The organism is Streptomyces sp. NA02950 (assembly GCF_013364155.1).
Classification (GTDB): Bacteria; Actinomycetota; Actinomycetes; order Streptomycetales; family Streptomycetaceae; genus Streptomyces.
In genome coordinates, this window is record NZ_CP054916.1 from 3,892,319 (window position 1) to 3,916,710 (window position 24,392).

The 24,392-nt window shown below is 71.5% G+C and carries 20 protein-coding genes; 8 read left to right on the plus strand and 12 right to left on the minus strand.

Translation table 11 applies throughout. The annotated features are described in order from the left end of the window. Window positions 1–117 precede the first annotated feature (117 nt). Window positions 118–2,214 carry a serine/threonine-protein kinase gene (locus tag HUT19_RS16620; protein WP_176181247.1) on the minus strand — a complete coding sequence of 699 codons (2,097 nt, stop codon included), beginning with the start codon at window positions 2,212–2,214 and terminating at the stop codon, window positions 118–120. A 161-nt stretch (window positions 2,215–2,375) separates the two neighbouring features. Between HUT19_RS16620 and HUT19_RS16625 the strand changes: the two genes are divergently transcribed. Next, window positions 2,376–3,569 (plus strand): serine hydrolase, encoded by a 1,194-nt coding sequence (locus HUT19_RS16625; RefSeq protein WP_176181248.1) that lies wholly within the window; start codon window positions 2,376–2,378, stop codon window positions 3,567–3,569. Between the two features lie 68 nt (window positions 3,570–3,637). Here the strand turns inward: HUT19_RS16625 and HUT19_RS16630 are convergent, their stop codons facing one another. Next, complete coding sequence (locus tag HUT19_RS16630; protein WP_176181249.1) at window positions 3,638–5,344, minus strand: glycerol-3-phosphate dehydrogenase/oxidase; 1,707 nt, start codon at window positions 5,342–5,344, stop codon at window positions 3,638–3,640. Between the two features lie 200 nt (window positions 5,345–5,544). Here HUT19_RS16630 and HUT19_RS16635 point away from each other — a divergent pair, with 200 nt between their 5' ends. Continuing rightward, the gene (locus HUT19_RS16635; protein ID WP_176181250.1) at window positions 5,545–6,816 is read left to right on the plus strand and encodes a nucleotide sugar dehydrogenase; all 1,272 of its coding nucleotides are present in this window, start codon (window positions 5,545–5,547) and stop codon (window positions 6,814–6,816) included. A gap of 104 nt (window positions 6,817–6,920) precedes the next feature. Here the strand turns inward: HUT19_RS16635 and HUT19_RS43980 are convergent, their stop codons facing one another. The 3 genes from HUT19_RS43980 to HUT19_RS16650 form a co-directional block, all read right to left on the minus strand. Continuing rightward, entirely contained in the window at window positions 6,921–7,532 is a 612-nt protein-coding gene (locus tag HUT19_RS43980; RefSeq protein WP_176181251.1) for a TetR family transcriptional regulator, read from the minus strand. Between the two features lie 206 nt (window positions 7,533–7,738). Next, entirely contained in the window at window positions 7,739–10,033 is a 2,295-nt protein-coding gene (locus HUT19_RS16645) for a DUF6049 family protein (protein ID WP_254885616.1), read from the minus strand. 199 nt (window positions 10,034–10,232) lie between these two features. Then, entirely contained in the window at window positions 10,233–11,390 is a 1,158-nt protein-coding gene (locus HUT19_RS16650; RefSeq protein WP_176181252.1) for a rod shape-determining protein, read from the minus strand. Window positions 11,391–11,483: 93 nt separating this feature from the next. Here HUT19_RS16650 and HUT19_RS16655 point away from each other — a divergent pair, with 93 nt between their 5' ends. From HUT19_RS16655 to HUT19_RS16665, 3 genes are all read left to right on the plus strand, one after another. After that, entirely contained in the window at window positions 11,484–11,927 is a 444-nt protein-coding gene (locus HUT19_RS16655; RefSeq protein WP_176181253.1) for a hypothetical protein, read from the plus strand. A 206-nt stretch (window positions 11,928–12,133) separates the two neighbouring features. Then, on the plus strand, window positions 12,134–12,802 hold the full coding sequence (locus tag HUT19_RS16660; RefSeq protein WP_176181254.1) for a hypothetical protein: 669 nt from the start codon (window positions 12,134–12,136) through the stop codon (window positions 12,800–12,802). Between the two features lie 87 nt (window positions 12,803–12,889). Then, window positions 12,890–14,104 carry an IS30 family transposase gene (locus tag HUT19_RS16665; RefSeq protein WP_254885586.1) on the plus strand — a complete coding sequence of 405 codons (1,215 nt, stop codon included), beginning with the start codon at window positions 12,890–12,892 and terminating at the stop codon, window positions 14,102–14,104. 92 nt (window positions 14,105–14,196) lie between these two features. On the opposite strand, the gene HUT19_RS16670 is transcribed toward HUT19_RS16665, so the two are convergent. From HUT19_RS16670 to HUT19_RS16685, 4 genes are all read right to left on the minus strand, one after another. Further along, window positions 14,197–15,324 (minus strand): GuaB3 family IMP dehydrogenase-related protein, encoded by a 1,128-nt coding sequence (locus HUT19_RS16670; protein WP_176181255.1) that lies wholly within the window; start codon window positions 15,322–15,324, stop codon window positions 14,197–14,199. 90 nt (window positions 15,325–15,414) lie between these two features. Next, entirely contained in the window at window positions 15,415–16,917 is a 1,503-nt protein-coding gene (guaB, locus tag HUT19_RS16675) for an IMP dehydrogenase (RefSeq protein ID WP_176181256.1), read from the minus strand. Window positions 16,918–17,043: 126 nt separating this feature from the next. Next, the gene (locus tag HUT19_RS16680; RefSeq protein WP_254885617.1) at window positions 17,044–17,655 is read right to left on the minus strand and encodes a sigma-70 family RNA polymerase sigma factor; all 612 of its coding nucleotides are present in this window, start codon (window positions 17,653–17,655) and stop codon (window positions 17,044–17,046) included. 288 nt (window positions 17,656–17,943) lie between these two features. Beyond that, a complete protein-coding gene (locus tag HUT19_RS16685) occupies window positions 17,944–18,555 on the minus strand; it encodes a response regulator transcription factor (RefSeq protein ID WP_003948568.1) in 612 nt (203 codons plus the stop codon). Window positions 18,556–18,963: 408 nt separating this feature from the next. Between HUT19_RS16685 and HUT19_RS16690 the strand changes: the two genes are divergently transcribed. Then, window positions 18,964–19,281, plus strand: coding sequence for a WhiB family transcriptional regulator (locus HUT19_RS16690; protein ID WP_176181258.1), 318 nt, complete (start codon window positions 18,964–18,966; stop codon window positions 19,279–19,281). Between the two features lie 140 nt (window positions 19,282–19,421). Here the strand turns inward: HUT19_RS16690 and HUT19_RS16695 are convergent, their stop codons facing one another. Next, complete coding sequence (locus tag HUT19_RS16695) at window positions 19,422–20,330, minus strand: LysR family transcriptional regulator (RefSeq protein ID WP_176181259.1); 909 nt, start codon at window positions 20,328–20,330, stop codon at window positions 19,422–19,424. Window positions 20,331–20,411: 81 nt separating this feature from the next. Between HUT19_RS16695 and HUT19_RS16700 the strand changes: the two genes are divergently transcribed. Further along, entirely contained in the window at window positions 20,412–21,113 is a 702-nt protein-coding gene (locus HUT19_RS16700; RefSeq protein ID WP_176181260.1) for an MOSC domain-containing protein, read from the plus strand. A gap of 218 nt (window positions 21,114–21,331) precedes the next feature. Further along, window positions 21,332–22,105 (plus strand): SDR family oxidoreductase, encoded by a 774-nt coding sequence (locus HUT19_RS16705; RefSeq protein ID WP_176181261.1) that lies wholly within the window; start codon window positions 21,332–21,334, stop codon window positions 22,103–22,105. 84 nt (window positions 22,106–22,189) lie between these two features. Here HUT19_RS16705 and groL read toward each other — a convergent pair whose 3' ends face one another. Then, window positions 22,190–23,815 (minus strand): chaperonin GroEL, encoded by a 1,626-nt coding sequence (groL, locus tag HUT19_RS16710; protein WP_176181262.1) that lies wholly within the window; start codon window positions 23,813–23,815, stop codon window positions 22,190–22,192. Window positions 23,816–23,909: 94 nt separating this feature from the next. After that, window positions 23,910–24,218 (minus strand): co-chaperone GroES, encoded by a 309-nt coding sequence (groES, locus tag HUT19_RS16715; protein ID WP_176181263.1) that lies wholly within the window; start codon window positions 24,216–24,218, stop codon window positions 23,910–23,912. Window positions 24,219–24,392 lie beyond the last annotated feature (174 nt).

A 24,392-nucleotide genomic window follows, 5' to 3' on the forward strand; every position in this document is an offset into this window, starting at 1 on the left:
GCTCATCAGCACAGCCGGAAACCGTCAAGTACGGTCATTTTGCCGGTCCATACGGCTGCGCACGGTCCACGGCCTCTCACGATACGTGCCCGTGCGACGCTTCGCCGACAGGAGTGCTCAGTCCGTGATGTCGAAGGTCCTGAAGGCGGTCTCGCGGAGGGTCTTGCACTCGCTGTCGTCCCACTTGGACGCCTCGCAGGTGACCACGATGGCGAAGCCGTGGCTGCTGTCCACCTTGAACCCGCGGTTGATCGCCCGGACCCGCTTGCCCCCGGTGTGGTACTCGAACGTCCAGTCCGCGACCGTCGGGTAGCCGTGCCAGTCGACCTCTTTGATGCCCAGCCCCTTGTAGTCGGTCATCCGCTGCGGGGCACTGGACTCGCTCTTGCGCCAGTCCGCAGCCGCGTCGTCCTTGGGGGAGTTGGTGAAGTCGACCTGGATACGCGGAAGGGTGGAGCCGCCGTAGTACTTCCGGCCGCCGTCGTAGCCGTCCATCCGGTGGGCGGACCAGCCCTTCGGCATCGCCATGGTGAAGGGGAAGTCGGAGCTCTTGACCATCTCGTACCCGTCCGGGAGCGAACCGCCCTCCTTCTCCTTGCCGCCGGAGCCCTTGCCCTTGTCGCCGTCGTCGTCCGAGCCCTTGCCGCCGCCCTTGCCGGAGTTGTTGTCGTCCTGCTCCGACGGACCGCCGGACGCCTCGGTCTTGGGGGACTTCTTGGCCGACTCCTCGGACTTCTCCGCGTCGCCCTTCCCGGTCTTCGCATTGCCGCCCGCACCGGCCGAAGCGGCCTTGTCGCCGCCGGACGCCCCCTTGGCGCCGTCGTTGTTGTCACCGCCGCTGAGCACGACAGCAAGAACGACACCGATGATGGCGAGGGCCACGACCACCGCGATGATGATCAGCGTGCGCCTGGGCACCACATCGGTGAGCGAGGCGCGGGGCGGAGCGGGCGGTTCCGGGTTGACCGGGGACCGGGACGACGACGAGGAAGCGGAAGCGGTCTTCGACGCCGCGGCAGCACCGGCCCCGGAACCAGAGGCGGAACCGGACTTCGAGCCCGACGCCTTCGGGCCCGACGCCTTCGCACCGGACGACTTCGCTCCCGTGGACCCGGAACCGGAACCTCTGGCAGCCTTCGACCCGGAACCGGAACCCGACGATCCCGACGTCGCCCCCGACTTCTGCGCGCTCTCCGACCGCTTCGTCGCCGCGGCTGCCGCCGCCGCGTTGCGCACCGAGCGCAGCGCGCCCCGCCTGCGCTCCGATACGGCCGACTCCTTGGCCTTGGCCGCCGCCTCTTCCTCCGCCGACGGGGTGGGCGGCAGGCTCATCGCGCGGGTGGCGTCGGCGGGCGGCGGGACGGCGGAGCCCTCCGGGGCGCTCAGCGCGTCCTCCAGCAGCGCCCGCGCACCGGCGTCGTCGAGCCGCCGCTCGGGGTCCTTGTCGAGCAGGCCGTAGATGACCTCCTCCAGCGGGCCCGCGTTCTTCGGCGGCTCCACCGGCTCGGTCATCACGGCGGTGAGGGTCGCTATGGCCGTGCTCTTGTCGTAGGGCGGTACGCCCTCCACCGCGGCGTACAGCAGACCGCCCAGCGACCACAGGTCGGCGGGGGGGCCGGGCTTGTGGCCGCGGGCGCGCTCGGGCGAGATGTAGGAGGGCGCGCCGACGAGCATGCCGGTGGAGGTGACCGACGGGTCGCCCTCGACCTGGGCGATACCGAAGTCGGTGAGCACCACCCGGCCGTCGTCGGAGATCAGGACGTTGGACGGTTTGACGTCGCGGTGCAGGATCCCCGCCTGGTGGGCGGCGCGCAGCACATCGAGGACGGCGAGCCCGACCTCGGCGGCGCGCCGCGGGGTGAGCGGGCCGTCGTCCCGGACGACATCGGCGAGCGAGCTGCCCTCGATCAGTTCCATGACGATCCAGGGGCGGTCGTCCTCGTCGACCACGTCGTAGACGGTGACGGCCCCGTTGCTGCGGATCCGGGCGATCGCCTTCGCCTCGCGCAGCGTACGGGTGATGAGCCGTCTCTTCTCGTCCTCGTCGACGCTGGACGGGAAGCGCAGCTCCTTGACCGCGACCGTACGGCCGAGGGTCTCGTCACTCGCGCGCCAGACCGTTCCCATGCCGCCCTGACCGAGCATCTCCCCGAGCCGGTACCGCCCGGCGAGGAGGCGCCCGGTCGGGCCCTGCGTCTGCTCCGCCTCCGACATGCGACCCCTCTGCAAATCAACCCACCCTGAACCCACCCTGGGAGAGCGACCATTGTCTCTCATCCGCGGACCCGCGGAAGTCCGGGGTCCACGGCGTGGCGCGCCGCCCTCCGCGACACCTGCGAACATCGGTGCATACGCAGAGAAGGAAGGCCCGTGTCATGCCCATCTCCGCCCTACGATGGCACAAGCGGAGTCGGATGCCGACCGCCCTCGCACGCCCGGCCGCGCTGACGACCGCTCTGGCGGCCGCACTGGCGGTCGCGCTGTCCGGCTGCGGCCACGGCGCGAACGGCGGTGCGGGCGGGGAGACACCGGCGAGCGCGGGGGCGTCACGGGACGCGGCGGTCCGTACGGCGGTCCGCGCGCTGGTGGCGGACGGCGCCGCGCCGGGAGCGGCGGTGCTCGTCCGGGACGGGCGCGGGACGCGGTTCACGGCGGCGGGCGTTGCGGATGTCCGCACCGGGCGGCGCATCCACCGGAACGACCACTTCCGTGCGGGGAGTCTCACCAAGACCGTCATCGCGGCGGTGACGCTGCGGCTGGCCGACCAGGGGCGGCTGCGTCTGGACGACACCGTCGAGCGCCATCTGCCGGGGCTGGTGCACGGTCAGGGGAACGACGGACGGCGCATCACCCTCCGTCAGCTGCTCACCCACACCAGCGGTCTGTACGACTACCCGGCCGATCCGGAGCTGGCCCGGCAACTGTCTTCGGCCGGCACCCGTACCCGCACCCCGGCCTCGCTGGTCCGTACCGCCGTCTCCCACCCCCCGTACTTCCGGCCCGGGTCCGCCTGGCGCTACTCCAACACCAACTACGTCCTGCTGGGGATGGTGATCCAGCGGGTCACCGGCCACAGCTACGCCGACGAGGCGCGGCGGCTGGTCCTGCGTCCCCTGGCCCTGGACGACACCTCCTTCCCGGGCACCCGCACCACCCTTCCGGCCCCGCACGGCCGCGCGTACTCCGGCGAGGACGGCGCCCGACGGGACGTCACCGACCTCAACCCCTCCACGGCGGGAGCCGCGGGCGAGATGGTCTCCACCCTCGACGATCTGACCCGGCTGGTCTCCGGGCTCCAGCGCGGCCCGGTACTGGACCGCGCCGGGCTGCGCACCATGCGCGACACCTCGGCCTCCCACGGCCGGTACGGGATGGGGCTGTTCCCGGTGCGGCTGCCCTGCGGAGTGACGCTCTGGGGCCACAACGGGGAGATCACCGGCTCCTACGCACTGGCCGTCGCCACCTCCGACGGGCGCCGGGGCCTGGCCTACCGGCTCAACAGCGGCGCCCGGCCCGCCCCCGCCACCGAGTCGGCCCTGCTCAAGGCCGCGTTCTGCACCGGTTCATAGCGGCTCGCGGCCCACGGACGAGCCCCGTCCCGGCGTCACTCGACGGGGTCCGTCCGCACCGCGGGCGCTCAGAGCGGGATGATGTCCGGCGCACCCAGCCGGGCGGCGTCCGCCGTCAGATCGTCCGGCTGCCGCTGGGATTCGCGTTCGGCCTCGACCCGCTTCTCGTAGTGCTCGACCTCCTTGTCGATCTGCTCCTGGCCCCAGCCCAGCACCCCGGCCATCAGCCCGGCCACCTCGCGCGCACAGCGCGTACCGCGGTCGAAGGTCTCGATGGAGATGCGGGTGCGGCGGGTGAGCACATCGTCGATATGGCGGGCGCCCTCGTGGGAGGCGGCGTAGACGATCTCGGCCCGCAGATAGTCATCGGCCCCGGCCAGCGGTTCGCCGAGCGAGGGGTCCTGGGCGATCAGCTCCAGCATCTCGTCGACCACGGCCCCGTAGCGGTTCAGCAGGTGTTCCACCCGCGCCACATGGAGCCCGGACCGCTGGGCGATCCGGGCCCGTGCGTTCCACAGCGCCCGGTAGCCCACCGCGCCGATGAGCGGCACCTCCTCGGTGACGCAGGGCCCGACCCGGCGGTCGAGGCCGTGCACCGCCTCGTCCACCGCGTCCTTGGCCATCACCCGGTACGTGGTGTACTTGCCGCCCGCGACCACCACCATGCCCGGTACGGGGTGGGCCACCGTGTGCTCGCGCGAGAGCTTGCTGGTCGCGTCCGACTCCCCGGCCAGCAGCGGGCGCAGCCCGGCGTAGACCCCCTCCACGTCGTCGCGGGTGAGCGGCACCGCGAGCACCTCGTTGACATGCTCCAGCAGATAGTCGATATCGGCGCTGGAGGCGGCCGGATGGGCCTTGTCCAGGTCCCAGTCGGTGTCGGTGGTGCCGACGATCCAGTGGCGGCCCCAGGGGATCACGAACAGCACGCTCTTCTCGGTGCGCAGGATCAGCCCGGACGTGGAGTGGATCCGGTCCCGGGGCACCACGAGGTGGATGCCCTTGGACGCGCGGACGTGGAACTGCCCGCGCTCCCCGATCAGCGCCTGGGTCTCGTCGGTCCACACCCCGCTGGAGTTCACCACCTGGCGGGCGCGGACCTCGAACTCCCCGCCCTGCTCCAGATCGTGCACCCGGGCGCCGACCACCCGCGCCCCCTCGCGCAGGAAGCCGACCACCCGCGCCCGGTTGGCGACATGCGCCCCGTAGCGGGCGGCCGTCCGCACCAGCGCGGTGACGAAGCGGGCGTCGTCCACCTGGGCGTCGTAGTACTGCAACGCCCCGACCAGCGCGTCCTTGCGGAGGCAGGGCGCCACCCGCAGGGCCCGGGTCCGGGTCAGATGGCGGTGGACGGGCAGCCCGCGGCCGTGTCCGGAGGAGACCGACATCGCGTCGTAGAGCGCGACCCCCGCACCCGCGTACAGCCGCTCCCAGCCCCGGTGCTTGAGCGGATAGAGGAACGGCACCGGCTTCACCAGATGCGGCGCGATCCGCTCCAGCAGCAGCCCGCGCTCCTTGAGCGCCTCTCTGACGAGGGCGAAGTCCAGCATCTCCAGATAGCGCAGGCCCCCGTGGATCAGCTTGCTGGACCGGCTGGAGGTACCCGAGGCCCAGTCGCGTGCCTCCACCAGGCCGGTTTCCAGCCCGCGGGTCGCGGCGTCCAGCGCGGTGCCCGCGCCGACCACTCCGCTGCCCACGACCAGTACGTCCAGCTCACGGTCCGCCATCCGGGCCAGCGCCTCGCCACGCTCGGACGGTCCCAGTGCCGGTGTCCTCACCGCTGCCTCCCGTTGTGATCGACATCACGTCGCACGTTCAGTGATTTTCCTGGCTTTCTCCTCGCCGTGCCATGGCGCTGCTCCACCCACTGCCGCAACACCGGGCCAACACCCCCCACCAATACTGAATACGAGTCATATTTCCGCTTAGTCTGCCTTTGCGCCATCCGGAATCGCCTCGGGAAGGACGGCTCGCAGTCATGTCCGCAGATCTCGCCGTCATCGGACTCGGCCATCTCGGTCTCCCCCTCGCCCAGGCCGCCACCGCCGCGGCCGTCCGCACCGTCGGTTACGACCCCGATCCGCGCGCCATCGGCGATCTGCGGGCCGGCCGGCTGCCCTCCGGGGCCGCTGACGGCCGGCTGTCCGCCGCCGATCTGCGCCGGATGGTCGCCGGCGGCTTCCGGATCACCGCCGACCCCGCCGAACTGGGCCGTGTCCGTACCGCCGTGATCTGCGCCCCGACCCCGCTGGGCGAGGACCGGAAGCTCGATCTGTCGGCGGTCACCGAGGCGGCCCGTACGCTCGCGGCCCGACTGCGACCGCACACCACTGTCCTGCTGGAATCCACCGTGTACCCCGGCACCACCGAGGAATTCCTGCGTCCGGTTCTCGAGGAGGGATCCGGGCTGCGCGCAGGACGCGACTTCCACCTCGCCTACGCCCCCTGCCGCCTCGACCCCGGCAACCGCGCCTACGGCCCCGCCAACACCCCCAAGGTGATCGGCGGCCTCACCCCCGCCTGCACCGAGGCCGCCGCCGCCTTCTACGGCCGGTTCACCGAGAAGGTGGTGCGCGCCCGCGGCCCGCGCGAGGCCGAAGCCGTCAAGGTCCTGGAGACCAACTACCGCCACGTCAACATCGCCCTGGTCAACGAGATGGCGGTGTACTGCCACGACCTGGGCGTGGACCTGTGGGACGTGGTCCGCTGCGCCGAGACCAAGCCCTTCGGCTTCCAGTCCTTCCGCCCGGGCCCCGGCGTCGGCGGCCACGGAGTGCCCGTCGACCACGACCACATGGCCTACCAGCAGCGCGGCCTCGGCCTCCCGCTGCGGATGGTCGAGCTGGCGCAGCAGGTCAACGGGCGGATGCCGGCTTACGTCACCCAGCGGTGCACGGCCCTGCTCAATGAGTACGGCAAGTCCGCGCGCGGTGCGCACGTCCTGCTGCTGGGCGTCGGCTACAAACCCGACATCGCCGACGAGGAGGGATCGCCCGCCCGGGAGATCGCGTCCCGGCTGATGGAGCTGGGCGCCGAGATCAGCTACCACGACCCGTATGTGCCGCAGTGGCGGGTGCGGGGGCGGCGGGTGGAGCGGGCGGACGCGCTGTACGAAGCGGCGGCCGACGCGGACCTGACCGTGCTGCTGCAACACCACCGGGCGTACGACCTGCAAGGGCTCGCGGTGAAAGCCCAACTGCTGCTGGACACCAGAGGGGCGAGCCCGGCGGGCACGGCCCACCGGCTCTGACGGCGGGGCGGGCCACCGGAGCCGTCCGGTCGCCGGTGCCCCGGCCGCCGCCTTCCGGACTCCCGCCGGCGGGCCGCGCTTCCCCTGGCTCCGGGCGCCCCGGACTACGCGACGACCGGCAGCTCCTCCGTCAGATACCGCTGGACCGTGACTCCGACCGTGCCGACCACCACCTCCCGGTCCAGCGAGGCCAGCGGCTGTATCTCCAGGACGTAGCGGGTGAGGGCCAGCCCGACCAGCTGGGAGCCGACCAGCCCGGCGCGTACGTCCGGCCTCCGCCCGCCCGCCATCTCGGCGACCCGGCCCAGCACCTCGCGGGCGATGAAGCCGCGCACCGTCCGCGCGGACGCCGGGTGGGAGACCGCCGAGCGCAGGATCGACAGCAGCTTGGCGCGGGTGGGTTCCTCCTCCCATAACCGCAGGAAGGCGCGGACCAGCCGTTCCCCCAGCCCCTCCACCCCACCGTCCAGGACCGGCCCGAGCAGCAGCTCCGGGCGCATCGCGTCCCGCATACAGGCGGTGAACAGCCCTTCCTTGGAGGCGAAGAAGTGGTGCACCAGTGCGGCGTCGACCCCCGCGGCCTTGGCGATCGACCGCACCGAGGCGCCGTCGAAGCCACCCTCCGCGAACATCCGCTGGGCCACCCCCAGGATCGTGTCGCGGCTCTCCGTCACGCCGGGTCTCCGGCCGGTGCGCTTGCGGCCTCCGATGGTCATGGCGGCAACCTCCACGGGTTCACAGCTATCACGGCTCATTACTGCTGCACTGCTGCTCACGGCAATCACGCCGGACGACGCGGAGTACGGCATGCGGCGTGTCGGAAACCGCCCCACTGTACGGCCCGGGCCGGACACCGCCAGGCCCGCGCGGACGCATTGTCAGGGACCGGACGCGTCAGGGACCGGTCGCCGTCGGCCGTCGGTCACGTCCCGCGCGCACGGCGCAGCCGGACCGCCGCGGCGAGCACGATCAGCAGCATCCCGCCCCCGACGAACGCGACGGCTCCCGAGGGCACCGACCGCACATCCGCGGTGAACGTCATCGGCTCGCCCCAGGGTCGGCCGTCCGAGGTGGTGTAGAGCCGGGCGGTCAGCCGCACCGGGCCGTTGGCGTACGCGCTCACCCGGACCCGTACCGTCCGGCTCACCGCCCGGGAGGCCCGCACCTCCACCGACCGGTCCACCGTGCTCAGCCGCTCCGGGTGGCTGGAGAGCACCCGCAGTTCGACCCCGGTGAGGTCCTGCTGGAGCCCGTTGTCGACGGTGACCGGGATGGTCGCGGTGCCCCCGGCCACCACCACCGTCGACTTGGGCACCAGCCGCACCGACGCCAGGGAGGCCGTCAGATAGCGGGTCACGCCCCGCTGGTAGGCACCGGCCCCCTCCGCGTTGCCGCGCCAGGCGGTCGACAGGGAGCGCGTCATCGCCGCCCGTACGGACGCGGCGGTGGCCCGCCCGTCCGAGAGCACCTTCGCCAGTGCCCGCATCCGCCGCCGGTCCCGGGCGACCGCGGCGAGCCGGGCGGGCGGCAGCTCCGAGGCGCGCAGCGCGATGGGATAGCCGTCGAAGCTCCGCAACTCCCCCGGCTCCGGCTCGCGCAGCGCCACCTCGAACCGGGTGGGCTCCAGCCAGCCCGCCCGCTGGCCGTCGGCCAGCGCCCCGAGCAGGACACCCGCCACCGCGACCGGCATCCGGCGCGGTGGCACCACCACCAGGTCGCGGCGGGCGTACGGCAGCTCCCGTACGGCCGTCAGCGTCTCGGCGAGCAGCCGCTGCCGCAGCCGCAGCCGGGCGGGGGCGCCGGTGACGGAGCCGCCAGCGGACCCCTGGGAGCCTTGGGAACCCTGGGAGAGGAGGGCGGCGAGCGTCGTGTCGTAGGTCAGCGCGGTCGTCCCGCCGTCGAGCGACACCGCGCCGTCGTCCGTCGCTCCCCCCGCGACCAGCGCGGCCGACGGGCCGACCGACCCGCCGGAGGCCAGCACCGTGCTCAGGCCCAGCCGCCGGGTGTACGCGGCGATCGCACCGTCCACCGCGCCGCCCGCGGGCCAGGCCACATCGGCGCGGGCGTGGGTGTCCAGCGCCCGGTCCACCACCGTCCGGCCCGTCCGGGACGACCGGCGCAGCAGCCCGGCCAGGGACTCGTCGCCGCCGCGCGCGAGCGAGGCCAGGTCCGGATCCGCGTACGGCAGCGCGATGACGTCCCTTCCGTGGACCGCCTTGCGGAGCGCGGCCAGCCAGTCCGCCGCCGCGTCGCCGCCCTCGCCGTCGACGGCGTCCTGCGGATCGGTGCCGCCGGGGGTCCCGGACACCCGGTAGCCGTCCCTCATGGCCTGGGCCTGGACGATGAGATCGGGGTCGATCACCCAGGTCACCGGCTGGCCCTCGCCCATGTCGACCAGCCGCCGCAGCCGTCCGACGGGCCCGAAGGCCGCCTTCAGCGCGTCGTCGCGGAACACCGGCAGCACCCGGTCGGAGGTGCGCTGGGTCAGCGCCTCCATGTGCGGGACATCGGTGATCGGCCACAGGACGGTGGTGTGCAGCGGCTCCGGATCGGTGCCGTCGGGATAGGCGCACACATAACCGCGCGCCAGCCCGAGGACGGTGCCGTTCCCGCGGGCCACGTCCACGGTGAGCCCGAACGCCCCGGGCCCGTCGAGGCCCAGGTCCGGTACGGGCACGGTGAGCTGGAAGCGTTGCACGGCGCCGGGTGCGAGCGCGGCCACGGCGGCCGTACGGCCCGGCACCCGCGGGCCGTCGGCGCGGCCCAGGGCGGTACGCCCGGCCACGGCGGCGAGTCCGCTGCGGGTGTCGATCGCCCCCTGCCGTCCGATCCGCACCCCGAGGCGGGTGGCGTTGAGCCGGCGGCCCGAGGTGTTGGTGACGGTTCCGCCGATTTTCAGCTCCCCGCCCTGGCGCACCACCGAGGGGTTCAGCGACTCCAGTTCGACGGAGGCGGGATACGCCACCCGGCTGACGGACGGTGGCCCGGCGGGGTGACCCGGGGCGGTGCCGGGGTTGTTCGCGGACGGAACGTGGGTGCCGGGGGGCGGTGTACGGGAAGCGGGGGGCAGGGCGGCGGCGGAGGGCAGGAGGGAGACGATCGCGGCCAGGACGGCGACGGTCACGAAGACCGCTCGCCTGTGTGCCCCGCGCAGGACTGCCGTCACCTCGACGCCCGCACCTCCCGTCCGCCCGCGCCGCACGGGACGCGGTGCCACCAGCCCACCACGGCCGCGGCACCGCCGCACGCCCGGACGCGCCGACCGAGGGGCCGCCGTCGAGTGCGGGCACGGCGGGCGCGGGCCCACCCCGCGCGGGAGCACGAGAGCGAGGACGTACGGAGACGGGGCGTACGAGAACGGGGGCGCCCCGCGGCCGCAGAGCGCCCGGGGCCCCGCCCGCCCCCGCCCGAGCCCGTCAGACCCGGACGGTGTCGGGGCGCCGGGGCCGGGCGTCCATCGCGGTCCGCAGCGACGCGAAGTCCTCGACACACCGGCCGGTACCGATGGCCACACAGTCCAGCGGGTCATCGGCGACCAGCACCGGGATGTCCAACTCGCGGCCCAGCCGGGCATCCAGTCCGCGCAGCAGGGCGCCGCCGCCGGTGAGCACGATGCCGCGGTCCATGATGTCGCCCGCCAGCTCCGGCGGGGTCTCGTCCAGTGTGGAGCGGACCGCGGCCACGATGCTGTCCACCGGTTCGCCCAGCGCGTGCCGTACCTCGTCCGCGGTCAGTTCGAGCACCTTGGGCAGCCCGGTGGCCTGGTCGCGGCCGCGGATGGTGCAGCGGTCCGGCGGCAACAGCGCCTGGGTGTCCTCCGGATCACCGCTGTCGCCCGGGAGGACGACCTCCACATTCCGCTCCGGCCGCCGGACGGACGTGCCGGCGCGCGGTGTCGACAGCGAACCGCCCGGTGCCGCGGAGCCGATACTCACCTTGATTTCCTCGGCGGTCCGTTCACCGATCGCGAGTGCGTAATGCTTCTTCACATACGCGCTGATCGCGGTGTCCATCGCGTCGCCCGCCACCCGCACCGAGCGGGCGGTGACGATGCCGCCCAGCGAGACGACCGCGACCTCCGTCGTTCCGCCGCCGACGTCCACGACCATGCAGCCGGTCGGTTCGCTCACCGGCAGCCCCGCGCCGATCGCCGCCGCGATCGGCTCCTCGACCAGGTGCACTTGGCGCGCTCCGGCCTGGGTGGCGGCCTCCATCACCGCGCGCCGCTCAACGCCGGTGATACCGGACGGCACACAGACGACAACGCGGGGACGGGCGAGGCGGCGGCTGCCCGTGACCTTCTTGATGAAGTACCGCAGCATCCGCTCCGCGATCTCGAAATCGGCGATCACGCCATCGCGCAGCGGTCGGACGGCGACGATGTTCGTCGGGGTCCGCCCCATGGTCTCCTTCGCCGCCGAACCCACCGACAGCACACTGCCGTCGACCGTGTTGACGGCCACGACCGACGGCTCGTTGAGCACGATTCCCTTGCCCCGGACGTACACCAGCGTGTTCGCGGTGCCCAGGTCGATGCCCATGTCTCGTCCTGTGAACGACTTGTTCTGCGCCATAAGTTGACATTATTGCTTATGCCGGATTCTGTCCTCCCCCCGGATGTCATCAGCACACCCCCGCGCGGGCCGAAGCGCTGCTACCTTGCCGTCATGATCACGTCCGCAGCCCCCGCCGTTCCCACGGCACGGCCTGGTCGCGGACTCGCCGCGGGCATCGCGGCCGGACTGCTCGGGGCCCTGGTCTTCGGGGAGGCGCAGGGGAAAATCGGCCACGGCGGTCAGGAGGTCGGCTACTGGGCCCTGGCCACCGGGCTGTTGATCGGCGCCGCGCTGGGCGGACTGGGCGGCCGCGCTCCGCTCCTCGCGCTGATCGGCATACCGTTGGCCCTGGTCAGCGTCTTCTTCGCGCAACTGGTCGGCATCGCGGTCCAGATCGGGGACGACAGTTCCTGGGGCACGGCGGATACCCTGATCGACCACTTCGGCCTGGTGGCCGATCATTGGCGCGGGGAGGTCCTGAGCCGTAACGACATCATGTTCTACGCCGTGGCGGGGGCGGAAAGTTACCTGGTAGCGAAACGGATCACCGAATAGCACCCGCGATATCCCGATATGCCGGGGCGCCGTGTCTCCGTCCGGTCCCAGCCATGTCACGGACGCCAGACACGACTTGTCCCGTTGTCATGCCCTCCTGTTAGTTTAATGGCGCGAACTATTCGTCCGCGTTCCCAGCCCACTGCACCGCAGGTCAGGGCTGTCCCCGGAACGCGGATTGCCACCTTCATCCCCGGGGGATCTCCATGAGCCAGAACTGGCAGCAGCCACAGCAGCCCCAGCAGCCCTACCCGCCGCAGCAGCCTCAGCAGCCGGCCGGTTACGGCTACCCGCAGCAGCAGCCGGCGCCGCAGTACGGCGCTCCGCAGCCGCAGTTCGGCGGCGGCTTCCCGCCGCCCGCGCCGCAGGGCCGCCAGGGCAACGCACTGCTCGCCGTCGGTGCCGCTGTTGTCGCCGCGCTCGTGGGCGGCTTCCTGTACGCCTTCCTGCTGAGCGCGATGGCGGACACCGACGGCCCGAAGGTGGAGGTGACCCAGTTCGCCTACGCCGGTGTTGCGCTCGGCGGTCTGATCGGCTTTGTCATCGCCAAGCTCGGTGGCCGTAACCCGGGTCTGTGGGTCGTCGGCGCGGTCCTCGCGCTGGGCGCGGTGTTCTTCGGTGAGCTCTTCGGCTACGCCATGATCACATCCGACCTCCTGGACCAGCACGCCTCCGAGCTCCAGGCCGCCGGCATGGAGAAGATGTCCGCGATGGAGATCTTCTTCGATCACTTCAACTCGCCGCTGTTCGGCACCCAGGGCGGTGGCCTGTTCGACGCCTGGAAGGAGGACTCGGACGCGATGACCTACATCTTCATGGCCCTCGCTCCGATCGCCGCCGTCGGCACCGCCTTCCGCCTCAGCAACAACGACTGACGCCACGGCACACCAGCGAAGGGGAAGGCCCCGACCGCGGATCTTGGGTTCTAGGAGTCGTTGCAACACCCCAGCTCAAGGGGTGGCATGGACTTCGAGATCCGTGAGGACCGGCAGCCGCAGGGACCCAGGAAGCTCACTCGTGAGCGGGAGGCATACTTCCGGCTCATGCAGCAGGGCGTGAGCAACACGGAAGCGTGCCGGATTGTCGGGATCAACCGGCGGACCGGGAAACGCTGGCGCTACGGACGCGGCGTGTCCGGCAGCAACAAGGCGGCCCCACCGATCAACTCGGTGGGGCCGCCTTCTGCGCCGTCGCGGTACCTGTGCGAGGCCGACCGGATCCACATCGCCGACCGGCTGCGTGAGAAGGCGACGGTCCGGGCGATCGCGGCCGAGCTGGGCCGCAGTCCGTCCACGATCAGCCGGGAGATCCGCCGCAACCGGCACCCGGGCAGCGGTCAGTACCGGCCCTACGCGGCCCAGGCCCGCGCGGATGCCCGCCGGCCCCGCCCCAAGCGCCGGAAGATCAGCGAGAACCCCGAGCTGCGGGCCGCCGTCCAGGCGATGCTGGACGAGAAGTGGAGCCCGGAGCAGGTATGCCACGCTCTGCGGGCACAGTTCCCCGACCGGCCGGAGATGCACGTGGTCCACGAGACCGTCTACCAGGCCCTTTACGTCCAGGGCAGAGGCCGGCTACGGCGCGAGCTCGCCGGCACCCTGCGCTCGGGGCGGGCCCGCCGCAAGCCGCAGAAGCAGGCCAACTGCCGCCAGCCGCGGTTCACCACCCCGATGGTGATGATCAGCGAACGGCCCGCCGAGGCCGAGGACCGGGCCCTGCCCGGCCACTGGGAAGGCGACCTGATCATCGGCAAGGACGGGAAGTCCGCGATCGGCACCCTGGTGGAACGCGCGACCCGCTACGCCATGCTCCTGCATCTGCCCGGCGACCACGGCGCCGAGGCCGTCCTGGGAGCGCTGACAACCACAGTCCAGACCCTGCCCGCCCAGCTGAAACGGTCCCTGACCTGGGACCAGGGCAGCGAGATGGCCCGCCACGGCGAGTTCACCCTCGCCACCGACATCCCGGTCTACTTCTGCGACCCCGCCAGCCCCTGGCAGCGCGGCTCGAACGAGAACACCAACGGACTGCTCCGTCAGTACTTCCCCAAGGGCACCGACCTGTCCGCCCACGGCCCCGAGCACCTGGCCGCCGTCGCCGACCAGCTCAACCGCCGCCCACGCAAAACGCTCGGCTGGGAAACCCCAGCCGAGCGCCTGCATAAACTGCTCGCGGCCTGATCAACACGACCACGTGTTGCAACGACCCCTAGAAACCGCCGATGCGGTCGGGGCCTTCCCCTTCGCTGTGGAGATGTGCGGTGGAACGCCGCTCAGCGGTTGTCGTGCTGCGACGGTGCGACCGTGACCTCGACCCGCTGGAACTCCTTGAGCTCCGAGTACCCGGTGGTGGCCATCGCCCGGCGCAGCGCGCCGAAGAAGTTCATCGAACCGTCCGGGGTGTGCGAGGGGCCGAGCAGGATCTCCTCGGTGGTGCCCACCGCTCCCAGGTTCATCCGCTTGCCGCGCGGCACCTCGTCGTGGACGGCCTCCATGCCCCAGTGGTGGCCCCGGCCGGGCGCGTCGGTGGCGCGGGCCAGCGGCGAGCCCATCATCACGGCGTCCGCACCGCAGGCGATGGCCTTCGGCAGATCGCCGCTCCAGCCGACACCGCCGTCGGCGATCACATGCACATAGCGGCCGCCGGACTCGTCCATGTAGTCCCGGCGGGCGGCGGCGACATCGGCCACCGCGGTGGCCATCGGCACCTGGATGCCCAGCACGTTGCGGGTGGTGTGCGCGGCACCGCCGCCGAAGCCGACCAGCACCCCGGCCGCGCCGGTGCGCATCAGATGCAGCGCGGCGGTGTAGGTGGCGCAGCCGCCCACGATCACCGGCACATCGAGCTCATAAATGAACTGCTTGAGGTTCAGCGGCTCGGCGGCGCCCGACACATGCTCGGCGGAGACCGTCGTACCGCGGATCACGAAGATGTCGACCCCGGCGTCCACCACGGCCTTGGAGAACTGCGCGGTGCGCTGCGGCGACAGGGCGGCGGCGGTCACCACGCCCGCATCGCGCACCTCCTTGAGGCGCTGGCCGATCAGGTCCTCCTTGATCGGCTCGGCGTAGATCTCCTGCAACCGGCGGGTCGCGGTGCGCTCGTCCAGTTCGGCGACCTCGGCCAGCAGCGGCTCGGGGTCCTCGTAGCGGGTCCACAGCCCCTCGAGATTGAGGACGCCGAGACCGCCCAGCTCACCGATGCGGATCGCGGTCTGCGGGGAGACCACCGAGTCCATCGGAGCGGCCAGGAACGGCAGCTCGAATCGGTAGGCGTCGATCTGCCAGGCGATCGAGACCTCCTTCGGGTCCCGGGTACGACGACTCGGCACAACGGCGATGTCGTCGAACGCATACGCCCTGCGGCCGCGCTTGCCGCGCCCGATCTCGATCTCAGTCACGTGGGTGCCTTTCGCTGCCTGAATCTGCCGTACCAGTATCCCTGCCCCCCGCGCGGTCCCCGTGGCCCGGGGTCGCGCGGGGCCCTGGGCTCAGCGGCCGGAGTAGTTCGGCGCCTCGGTGGTCATCTGGATGTCATGCGGGTGGCTCTCCTTGAGACCGGCCGCGGTGATCCGCACGAAGCGGCCCTTCTCCTTCAGCTCCGGCACGTTCGCCGAGCCGACGTAGCCCATGGACGCCCGCAGACCACCCACCAGCTGATGGGCGACGGAGCCCAGCGGGCCGCGGTAGGGAACCTGGCCCTCGATGCCCTCGGGGACCAGCTTGTCCTCGGAGAGGACGTTGTCCTGGAAGTAGCGGTCCTTGGAGAAGGAGCGGCCCTGGCCGCGCGACTGCATCGCGCCCAGCGACCCCATGCCCCGGTAGGACTTGAACTGCTTGCCGTTGATGAAGACCATCTCGCCCGGCGACTCCTCGCACCCGGCCAGCAGGCTGCCCAGCATCACCGTGTCGGCCCCGGCCGCGATGGCCTTGGCGATGTCACCGGAGAACTGGAGACCGCCGTCACCGATCAGCGGCACCCCGGCCGCGTGGCACGCCTGCGCCGCCTCGTAGATCGCGGTCACCTGGGGCACACCGATGCCCGCGACCACGCGGGTGGTGCAGATGGAGCCCGGACCGACGCCGACCTTCACCCCGTCCACACCGGCGTCGATCAGCGCCTGGGCGCCGTCCCGGGTGGCGACATTGCCGCCCACCACATCGACCGCGACATTGGACTTCACCTTGGCGATCATGTCGAGAATGCCCCGGCTGTGGCCATGGGCGCTGTCCACCACCAGGAAGTCCGCCCCGGCCTCGACCAGCGCCTGGGCCCGGTCGTACGCCTCGTCGCCGACGCCCACAGCCGCGCCCACGACCAGCCGGCCATTGGCGTCCTTGGCGGCGTGGGGGTACTGCTCGGCCTTGACGAAGTCCTTGACCGTGATCAGGCCCTTGAGCACACCCGCGTCGTCCACCAGCGGCAGCTTCTCGATCTTGTGGCGGCGCAGCAGCTGCATCGCGTCCTCGCCGGAGATCCCCACCTTGCCGGTGACCAGCGGCATCGGGGTCATCACCTCGCGGACCTGACGGCCGCGGTCCACCTCGAAGGCCATGTCACGGTTGGTGACGATGCCGAGCAGCTTGCCCGCCACATCGGTCACCGGGACGCCGCTGATGCGGAACTTCGCGCACAGCGCATCCGCCTCGTGGAGCGTGGCGTCCGGACGGACCGTGATCGGGTCGGTCACCATGCCGGACTCGGACCGCTTGACCAGGTCGACCTGGTTCGCCTGGTCCTCGATGGACAGATTGCGGTGCAGCACACCCGCGCCGCCCTGCCGGGCCATGGCGATGGCCATCCGGGACTCGGTGACCTTGTCCATGGCGGCGGACAGCAGCGGGATGTTCACCCGGACGTTCCGAGAGACCCTGGACGAGGTGTCGACCGCGTTCGGCAGCACCTCGGAGGCGCCCGGCAGCAGCAGCACGTCGTCGTACGTCAGCCCGAGCATCGCGAACTTCTCAGGCACTCCGTCGACGTTGTCAGTCATGACACCCTTCCAATGGTCTTGCCCCAGCGCGGACTCCCATGCTAACGGCCTTCCCGGGTGCCCCATCCAGCCCTGTGGACAACTGTGCGCACCCGCACAATGCCGCTGCTCAGGCCCGGCGCGCGGCTACTGCTCGGCGAGCGCGCGCAGCCTGCTGAGGGCCCGGTGCTGTGCGACCCGTACCGCTCCGGGCGACATCCCGAGCATCTGTCCGGTCTCCTCCGCGGTCAGCCCGACCGCGACCCGGAGCAGCACCAGCTCGCGCTGGTTCTCCGGGAGATTGGCGAGCAGCTTTTTGGCCCACTCCGCGTCGCTGCTGAGCAGCGCCCGCTCCTCGGGCCCGAGCGAGTCGTCCGGCTGCTCCGGCATCTCGTCCGAGGGCACGGCGGTGCTCCCCGGGTGGCGCATGGCCGCCCGCTGGAGATCGGCGACCTTGTGCGCGGCGATCGCCACGACGAACGCCTCGAAGGGCTTTCCGGTGTCGCGGTAGCGCGGCAGCGCGCACAGCACCGCGAGACAGACCTCCTGCGCGAGGTCGTCCACGAAGTGCCGGGCGTCCCCGGGCAGCCTGGACAGTCGCGTACGGCAGTAGCGCAGGGCGAGTGGATGCACATGGGCCAGCAGGTCATGGGTGGCCTGCTCGTCCCCTTCGACGGCGCGCCCGACCAGGGCGCCGATCGCCCCGGTGGCCCCCGGGGCGCCGCCCTTGGCGGCTCCTGGCCTCTCGTCGTCGCGCATCCGTCCATGGTGCCTTGGGCCCGGAGGCTCCGTGGCACCACGTCCTTGGTTGTGCGCTGAAGCGTTATGAGCAGGTGCGCCGGCTGTTGTCACGTCCTGCGCTCTCCCCTCACGCCCGACCGACTCGTCCCCGAGGAACTCCACACCACCAAGGATGCGGCATCGCGCGGGGAACTGATACAAGCCGCTGCCACAGCGCCTGCCGCACACGCTCTCGCCCCGCCCGCCATCCGGCGGACGGGGACCGTCGCGCCCCCGCTGCGCAGCACGTCGATACGGGCCGGTCCGCTAGCGGACCAGCCCCCAGCGGAACCCGAGGGCCACCGCATGGGCCCGGTCCGAGGCACCGAGCTTCTTGAACAGCCGACGGGCGTGCGTCTTGACCGTGTCCTCGGAGAGGAACAGCTCACGGCCGATCTCCGCGTTGGAGCGGCCGTGGCTCATCCCCTCCAGCACCTGGATCTCCCGGGCGGTGAGTGTGGGGGCCGCGCCCATCTCGGCGGACCGCAGCCGCCTCGGCGCCAGCCGCCACGTGGGGTCGGCCAGCGCCTGGGTCACGGTGGCCCGCAACTCGGCGCGCGAGGCGTCCTTGTGCAGATAGCCACGGGCGCCGGCGGCCACCGCCAGCGCCACTCCATCGAGATCCTCGGCCACCGTGAGCATGATGATCCGGGCGCCGGGGTCGGCGGACAGCAGCCGCCGCACGGTCTCGACTCCGCCGAGACCGGGCATCCGTACGTCCATCAGAATCAGGTCCGAGCGGTCTGCACCCCAGCGGCGGAGGACTTCCTCGCCGTTGGCCGCTGTCGTCACACGCTCGACACCGGGCACGGTCGCCACCGCGCGGCGCAGTGCCTCTCGGGCAAGCGGGGAGTCGTCGCAGACGAGGACGGATGTCATGGCCGTCCTCCGCAGCTGATGCGCGTCACCTTGAGCCTCCAGGCTGGTACATATCGTCACCTGAGCGATTGACAGCCCCGGATATCTGTCCGAGAGCTTTACCCATCAACCGCCTCCGCACTCTCAACGACGGTCACCCGAAAGAGTTACGGGGTTCGGCGGGCACCTTCAACACTCTACGTGAGGGGACGGATACAGAGCCGCTGCGTCGCGCCGGTCGCGCTCGGCCGCCTCTCCCCCATAGGTCCTCCCCAGGTCATCCCCTTCGGTGGCATTTGGCGACCTTGCTTCCAATTTGCTGGCCTGTGTGGCTAGATTCGCAATGAGTCATATTTACATCTACTTACACCGTAGGTACACAACCCAGGACACAGCGTCCGCAGCCGATCGCTTCGAGGAGATAAGGCAATGGCAGATTTCTCCCGTCTTCCCGGTCCGAACGCCGACCTGTGGGACTGGCAGCTGCTGGCCGCGTGTCGCGGAGTCGACAGCTCGCTCTTCTTCCATCCGGAGGGGGAGCGCGGAGCTGCCCGCAGCGCGCGGGAGATGTCGGCGAAAGAGGTGTGCATGCGCTGCCCGGTACGAGCGCAGTGCGCGGCTCACGCCCTCGCCGTACGCGAGCCGTACGGCGTCTGGGGCGGGCTGACCGAGGACGAGCGTGAGGAGCTCATGGGGCGGGCCCGCCACCGCGCGGTGGCCACGTCGTCAGGGCCTCCCGGATCCTGACAGGATTCCCGGCCCGAAGGACTGAAGAAACGTTCCATCACCCACCCGGCCGTATACGGACATCCCAGCGGCGGATTACCGCGCGCACGGCGCGGTTCTCGTCCCGCCGCCCGCACCGGCCCCCGGGCCGGGAGCGCCCCTCAGCGGCGCGCCGCCCGCTCCAGCCGGTCCAGCGTGGCCGCCACCGCGGGCACCCGTGCCAGGTCCGGCAGTGTCAGCGCCACCACCTCACGCCGCACGGCGGGCTTGACCTCCAGCGTCACCGCCCCCTTGGCGCGTACCGACTCCAGCGCCAGCTCCGGCAGCACCGCGACCCCGAGCCCGGCCGCCACCAGGCCGATCACCGCCGGGTAGTCATCCGTCGCGAAGTCGATCCGCGGGGTGAAGCCCTCGGACTCGCACACCTCCACCAGATGACGTCGGCAGCGTGGGCACCCCGCGATCCACGGCTCCTCCGCCAGCTCCGCCATCCCCACCGTCCCGGCCCCCGCCAGCCGGTGCTCCCGCGGGACCACGACCGCCAGCCGGTCGCTCAGCAGCGGCCGGGCCACCAGGTCCTCCCAGCCCGGGCCCGCCTCCGCCGCACCGTCGACCTGTGGATAACGGAAGGCCACGGCGATCTCGCAGTCACCCGCCCGGAGCATCTCCACCGAGCGCGGCGGTTCGGCCTCCACCAGCGAGACCCGGGTCCCGGGGTGGGCGGCGCGCATCTCGGCGAGCGCGGTCGGCACCAGGGTCGAACTGCCGCTGGGGAAGGACACCAGCCGCACCCGGCCCGCCCGCAGCCCGGCTATCGCCGCGACCTCCTCCTCGGCGGCGGTCAGCCCGGCCAGGATGCCCGTGGCGTGCCGCACCAGGGCCTCGCCCGCCTCGGTCAGCCGCATCTCCCGTCCGGTGCGGATCAGCAGCGGAGTGCCCGCGGCTCCCTCCAGGGCCTTCATCTGCTGGCTGACGGCGGGCTGGGTGCAGCCCAGCTCACGCGCCGCCGCGGAGAAGGAACCGGTGGCGGCCACCGCACGCAGCACCCTGAGATGACGGGCCTCGATCATGTCTTTGAGCATAAGCGCCCCTTGGACCCGACCGGAGAAATCGCGTCGACGCTTTGGCCTTGGGTCGTTTAGGTTCGGACCATGGTGCAATCCGCGGGATCCGTGCTCACCGTGAACGTCGGGCGCGCGATGATGGCCGCCTACGCCGACAGCCCCACCGGCACCGGTATCGACAAGCGGCCGGTCGACGGCCCGGTGCGGGTGACGGCACCGGGTCCGAAGGGCTCCGGCGGCAGCGGTCTGGCCGGAGACGCCGTCTGCGACACCCGCTACCACGGCGGCGACGACCAGGCGGTCTATGTCTACGCGCGCGAGGACCTCGACGTCTGGGAGCGCGAACTGCGCCGCGAACTGCACAACGGCTCCTTCGGCGAGAACCTCACCACCAGCGGGATCGATATCACCGGCACCCTCGTCGGCGAGCGCTGGCGGATCGGCCGCGACCTGCTGCTGGAGGTGACCTCGCCGCGCATCCCGTGCCGGACGTTCGCGGGCCGGCTGGGCGAGCGGGGCTGGCTGAAGCGGTTCACCCAGGCGGCCGTCCCCGGCGCCTATCTGCGGGTGCTGGAACCGGGTGAGGTCCGCTCCGGGGACCGCGTCGAGATCGTGCACCGGCCCGACCACGAGGTGAGCGTCTCCTTCCTGTTCCGCGCCCAGACCACCGAACGGGTGCTGCTGCCGCGGGTGCTGGCGGCGGGTGAGGCCCTGCACCCCGAGGCGCGCGCCAAGGCTCTCGACTATCTGGCGAAGACCGAGCGGCGGGCCGTCGAGGCCGAGCGCTGACCGCCGACCGCTGACCGCCCCGACCGCCTGCGGACGTTCTCGCGGAACCACCGAGGGACCGCTCGGGGAGCGCCGCCGGAAAGCTGATGGACCGCCGCCGAAGCATTGGTGGAGCGCCGGTGGAACCAGTGCCCCGGCGGAAGCGCTCGCTCCGGTCGCGACCGCCCCAGATCGCCGCACCGCCCGCCCGGCCGTTCCCCTGCCGATAACGTGCGCCTATGACGACTGCACTGATTACCGGAACCACAGCGGGCATCGGAGCCTCCTTCGCCAGCCGGCTCGCCGCCGACGGGCACAACCTGGTGCTCGTCGCGCGCGACGAGAAGCGGCTGCACGAGCAGGCGGCGGATCTGCACGACCGGCACGGCGTGGAGGCCGAGGTCCTGCGGGCCGATCTGTCCGAGGAGGACGGCATCGCGGCGGTCGAGGCCCGGCTCACCGACCGCACGCACCCGGTCGATCTGCTCGTCAACAACGCCGGGTTCGGCAACCGCGGCCGCTATCTGGAGGTGCCGCTCGCCGATGAACTGCGGATGCTCAGGCTCCACTGCGAGGCGGTGCTCCGGCTCACCAGCGCGGCCTGCGAGACGATGGGCGACCGGGGCCGCGGCGGGGTGATCAATGTGTCGTCGATCGCGGCGTTCTTCCCGCGCGGGACGTACGGCGCGAGCAAGGCGTGGGTCGTGCAGTTCACCCAGGGCGCGGCGAAGGACCTGGCGAGCTCGGGCGTACGGCTGATGGCGCTGTGCCCCGGATTTGTGCGGACGGAGTTCCACGCGCGGGCGGGGATCAAGCCGGACAGCGTGCCGAACTGGATGTGGCTGGACGCCGACCGGCTGGTCGCGACGGCGCTGAAGGACTTCTCGCGCGGGAAGTCGCTCTCCATCCCGGACCCGCGCTACAAGACGATGACGGGGCTGGCGAAGCTGGTCCCGCGGGCGGCGGTGTCCGCGGTCTCCTCCCGGGTCGGCCGCAAGTACGCCCGCCGGTAACCCGCCCGCCGGCAGGCGCCGCTCAGCGCGAAGGCGCGGCCGCCCCGCCCGGGGTGACCGCGCCTTCGTGGCGTGCGGCTCGCGTCAGTGCGCGTGACCGTGGCCGTGGCCTCCGGCCTCCGGCTCTTCCTCGGCCGGCTTCTCGACCACCAGGGTCTCGGTGGTGAGCAGCAGCGAGGCGATCGACGCGGCGTTCTCCAGCGCGGAGCGGGTGACCTTGACGGGGTCGATGACGCCCGCCTTCACCAGGTCGCCGTACTCCTCGGTGGCCGCGTTGTAGCCGTGGCCCTTCTCGAGCTCGGCCACCTTCGCGGTGATGACGTAGCCCTCGAGACCGGCGTTCTCGGCGATCCAGCGCAGCGGCTCGACCGAGGCGCGGCGGACCACGGCGACACCGGTGGCCTCGTCGCCCTCCAGGCCGAGGTTGCCCTCGAGCACCTTGGCGGCGTGGACCAGGGCGGAGCCACCACCGGAGACGATGCCCTCCTCGACCGCGGCGCGGGTCGCGGAGATGGCGTCCTCCAGACGGTGCTTCTTCTCCTTGAGCTCGACCTCGGTGGCCGCGCCCACGCGGATCACGCACACACCGCCGGCCAGCTTCGCCAGACGCTCCTGGAGCTTCTCGCGGTCCCAGTCGGAGTCGGTGGTCTCGATCTCGGCCTTGATCTGGGCGATCCGGCCGGCGACATCGTCGGCCTTGCCGCCACCGTCGACGATGGTGGTGTCGTCCTTGGTGACGGTCACGCGGCGGGCGGTGCCCAGCACGTCCAGACCGGCCTGGTCCAGCTTGAGGCCGACCTCCTCGGCGATGACGGTGGCGCCGGTGAGGGTCGCCATGTCACCGAGCATCGCCTTGCGGCGGTCGCCGAAGCCCGGGGCCTTCACCGCGACGGCGTTGAAGGTGCCGCGGATCTTGTTGACGACGAGGGTGGACAGGGCCTCGCCCTCCACGTCCTCGGCGATGATCAGCAGCGGCTTGCTGGCGCCGGCCTGGATGACCTTCTCCAGCAGTGGCAGCAGGTCCTGGATCGAGGCGATCTTGCCCTGGTGGATCAGGATGTACGGGTCGTCGAGGACGGCCTCCATACGCTCCTGGTCGGTCACCATGTAGGGCGAGAGGTAGCCCTTGTCGAAGGCCATGCCCTCGGTGAAGTCCAGCTCCAGGCCGAAGGTGTTGGACTCCTCGACGGTGATGACACCGTCCTTGCCGACCTTGTCCATCGCCTCGGCGATAAGCTCGCCGACCTGCTTGTCCTGGGCGGACAGCGCGGCCACGGCGGCGATGTCGGTCTTGGAGTCGATCGGGCGGGCGGTGGCCAGCAGGTCGTCCGAGACGGCCTTGACCGCGGCGTCGATGCCCTTCTTCAGGGCGGCCGGGGAGGCACCGGCGGCCACGTTGCGCAGGCCCTCGCGGACCAGCGCCTGGGCCAGCACGGTGGCGGTGGTGGTGCCGTCACCCGCGATGTCGTTGGTCTTGGTCGCCACCTCCTTGACGAGCTGGGCGCCCAGGTTCTCGTACGGGTCGTCGACCTCGACCTCACGGGCGATGGTGACACCGTCGTTGGTGATGGTCGGCGCGCCGAACTTCTTGTCGATGACGACGTTCCGGCCGCGGGGGCCGATGGTCACCTTGACCGTGTCCGCCAGCTTGTTGACGCCGCGCTCGAGGGCTCGACGGGCGTCCTCGTCGAACTTCAGGATCTTCGCCATGAGTTGCGTATGTCCTCTCAAACGAACCGCGCCCCGACCCCGGGTATCTGTGACACGGGCACCGGGGCGCGGCTCATAGGCAAAACTTCGGTGATTACTTCTCGACGATCGCGAGGACGTCGCGAGCCGAGAGGACGAGGTACTCCTCGCCGCTGTACTTCACCTCGGTGCCGCCGTACTTGCTGTAGAGCACGACGTCACCGACGGCGACGTCGAGCGGAAGACGGTTGCCGTCCTCGAAGCGGCCCGGGCCCACGGCCAGGACAACGCCCTCCTGGGGCTTCTCCTTGGCAGTGTCCGGGATGACCAGACCGGAAGCCGTGGTCTGCTCGGCGTCGAGCGGCTGGACCACGATGCGGTCCTCGAGCGGCTTGATGGCAACCTTGGAGCTGGTGGTCGTCACGATCCGACCTCCCCCTTCGGAGATCTCACGGGGTTAACTGTCTGAGGTGGCGACCAGGTGGATCCGTCGTCGCGGGTGCCGGACCTGCCCGTCGCTGTGTGGCTGGCACTCCGTACTGCCGAGTGCCAGCCTCGACATTATGACGCGGTTAGCACTCAGTCAACTAGAGTGCCA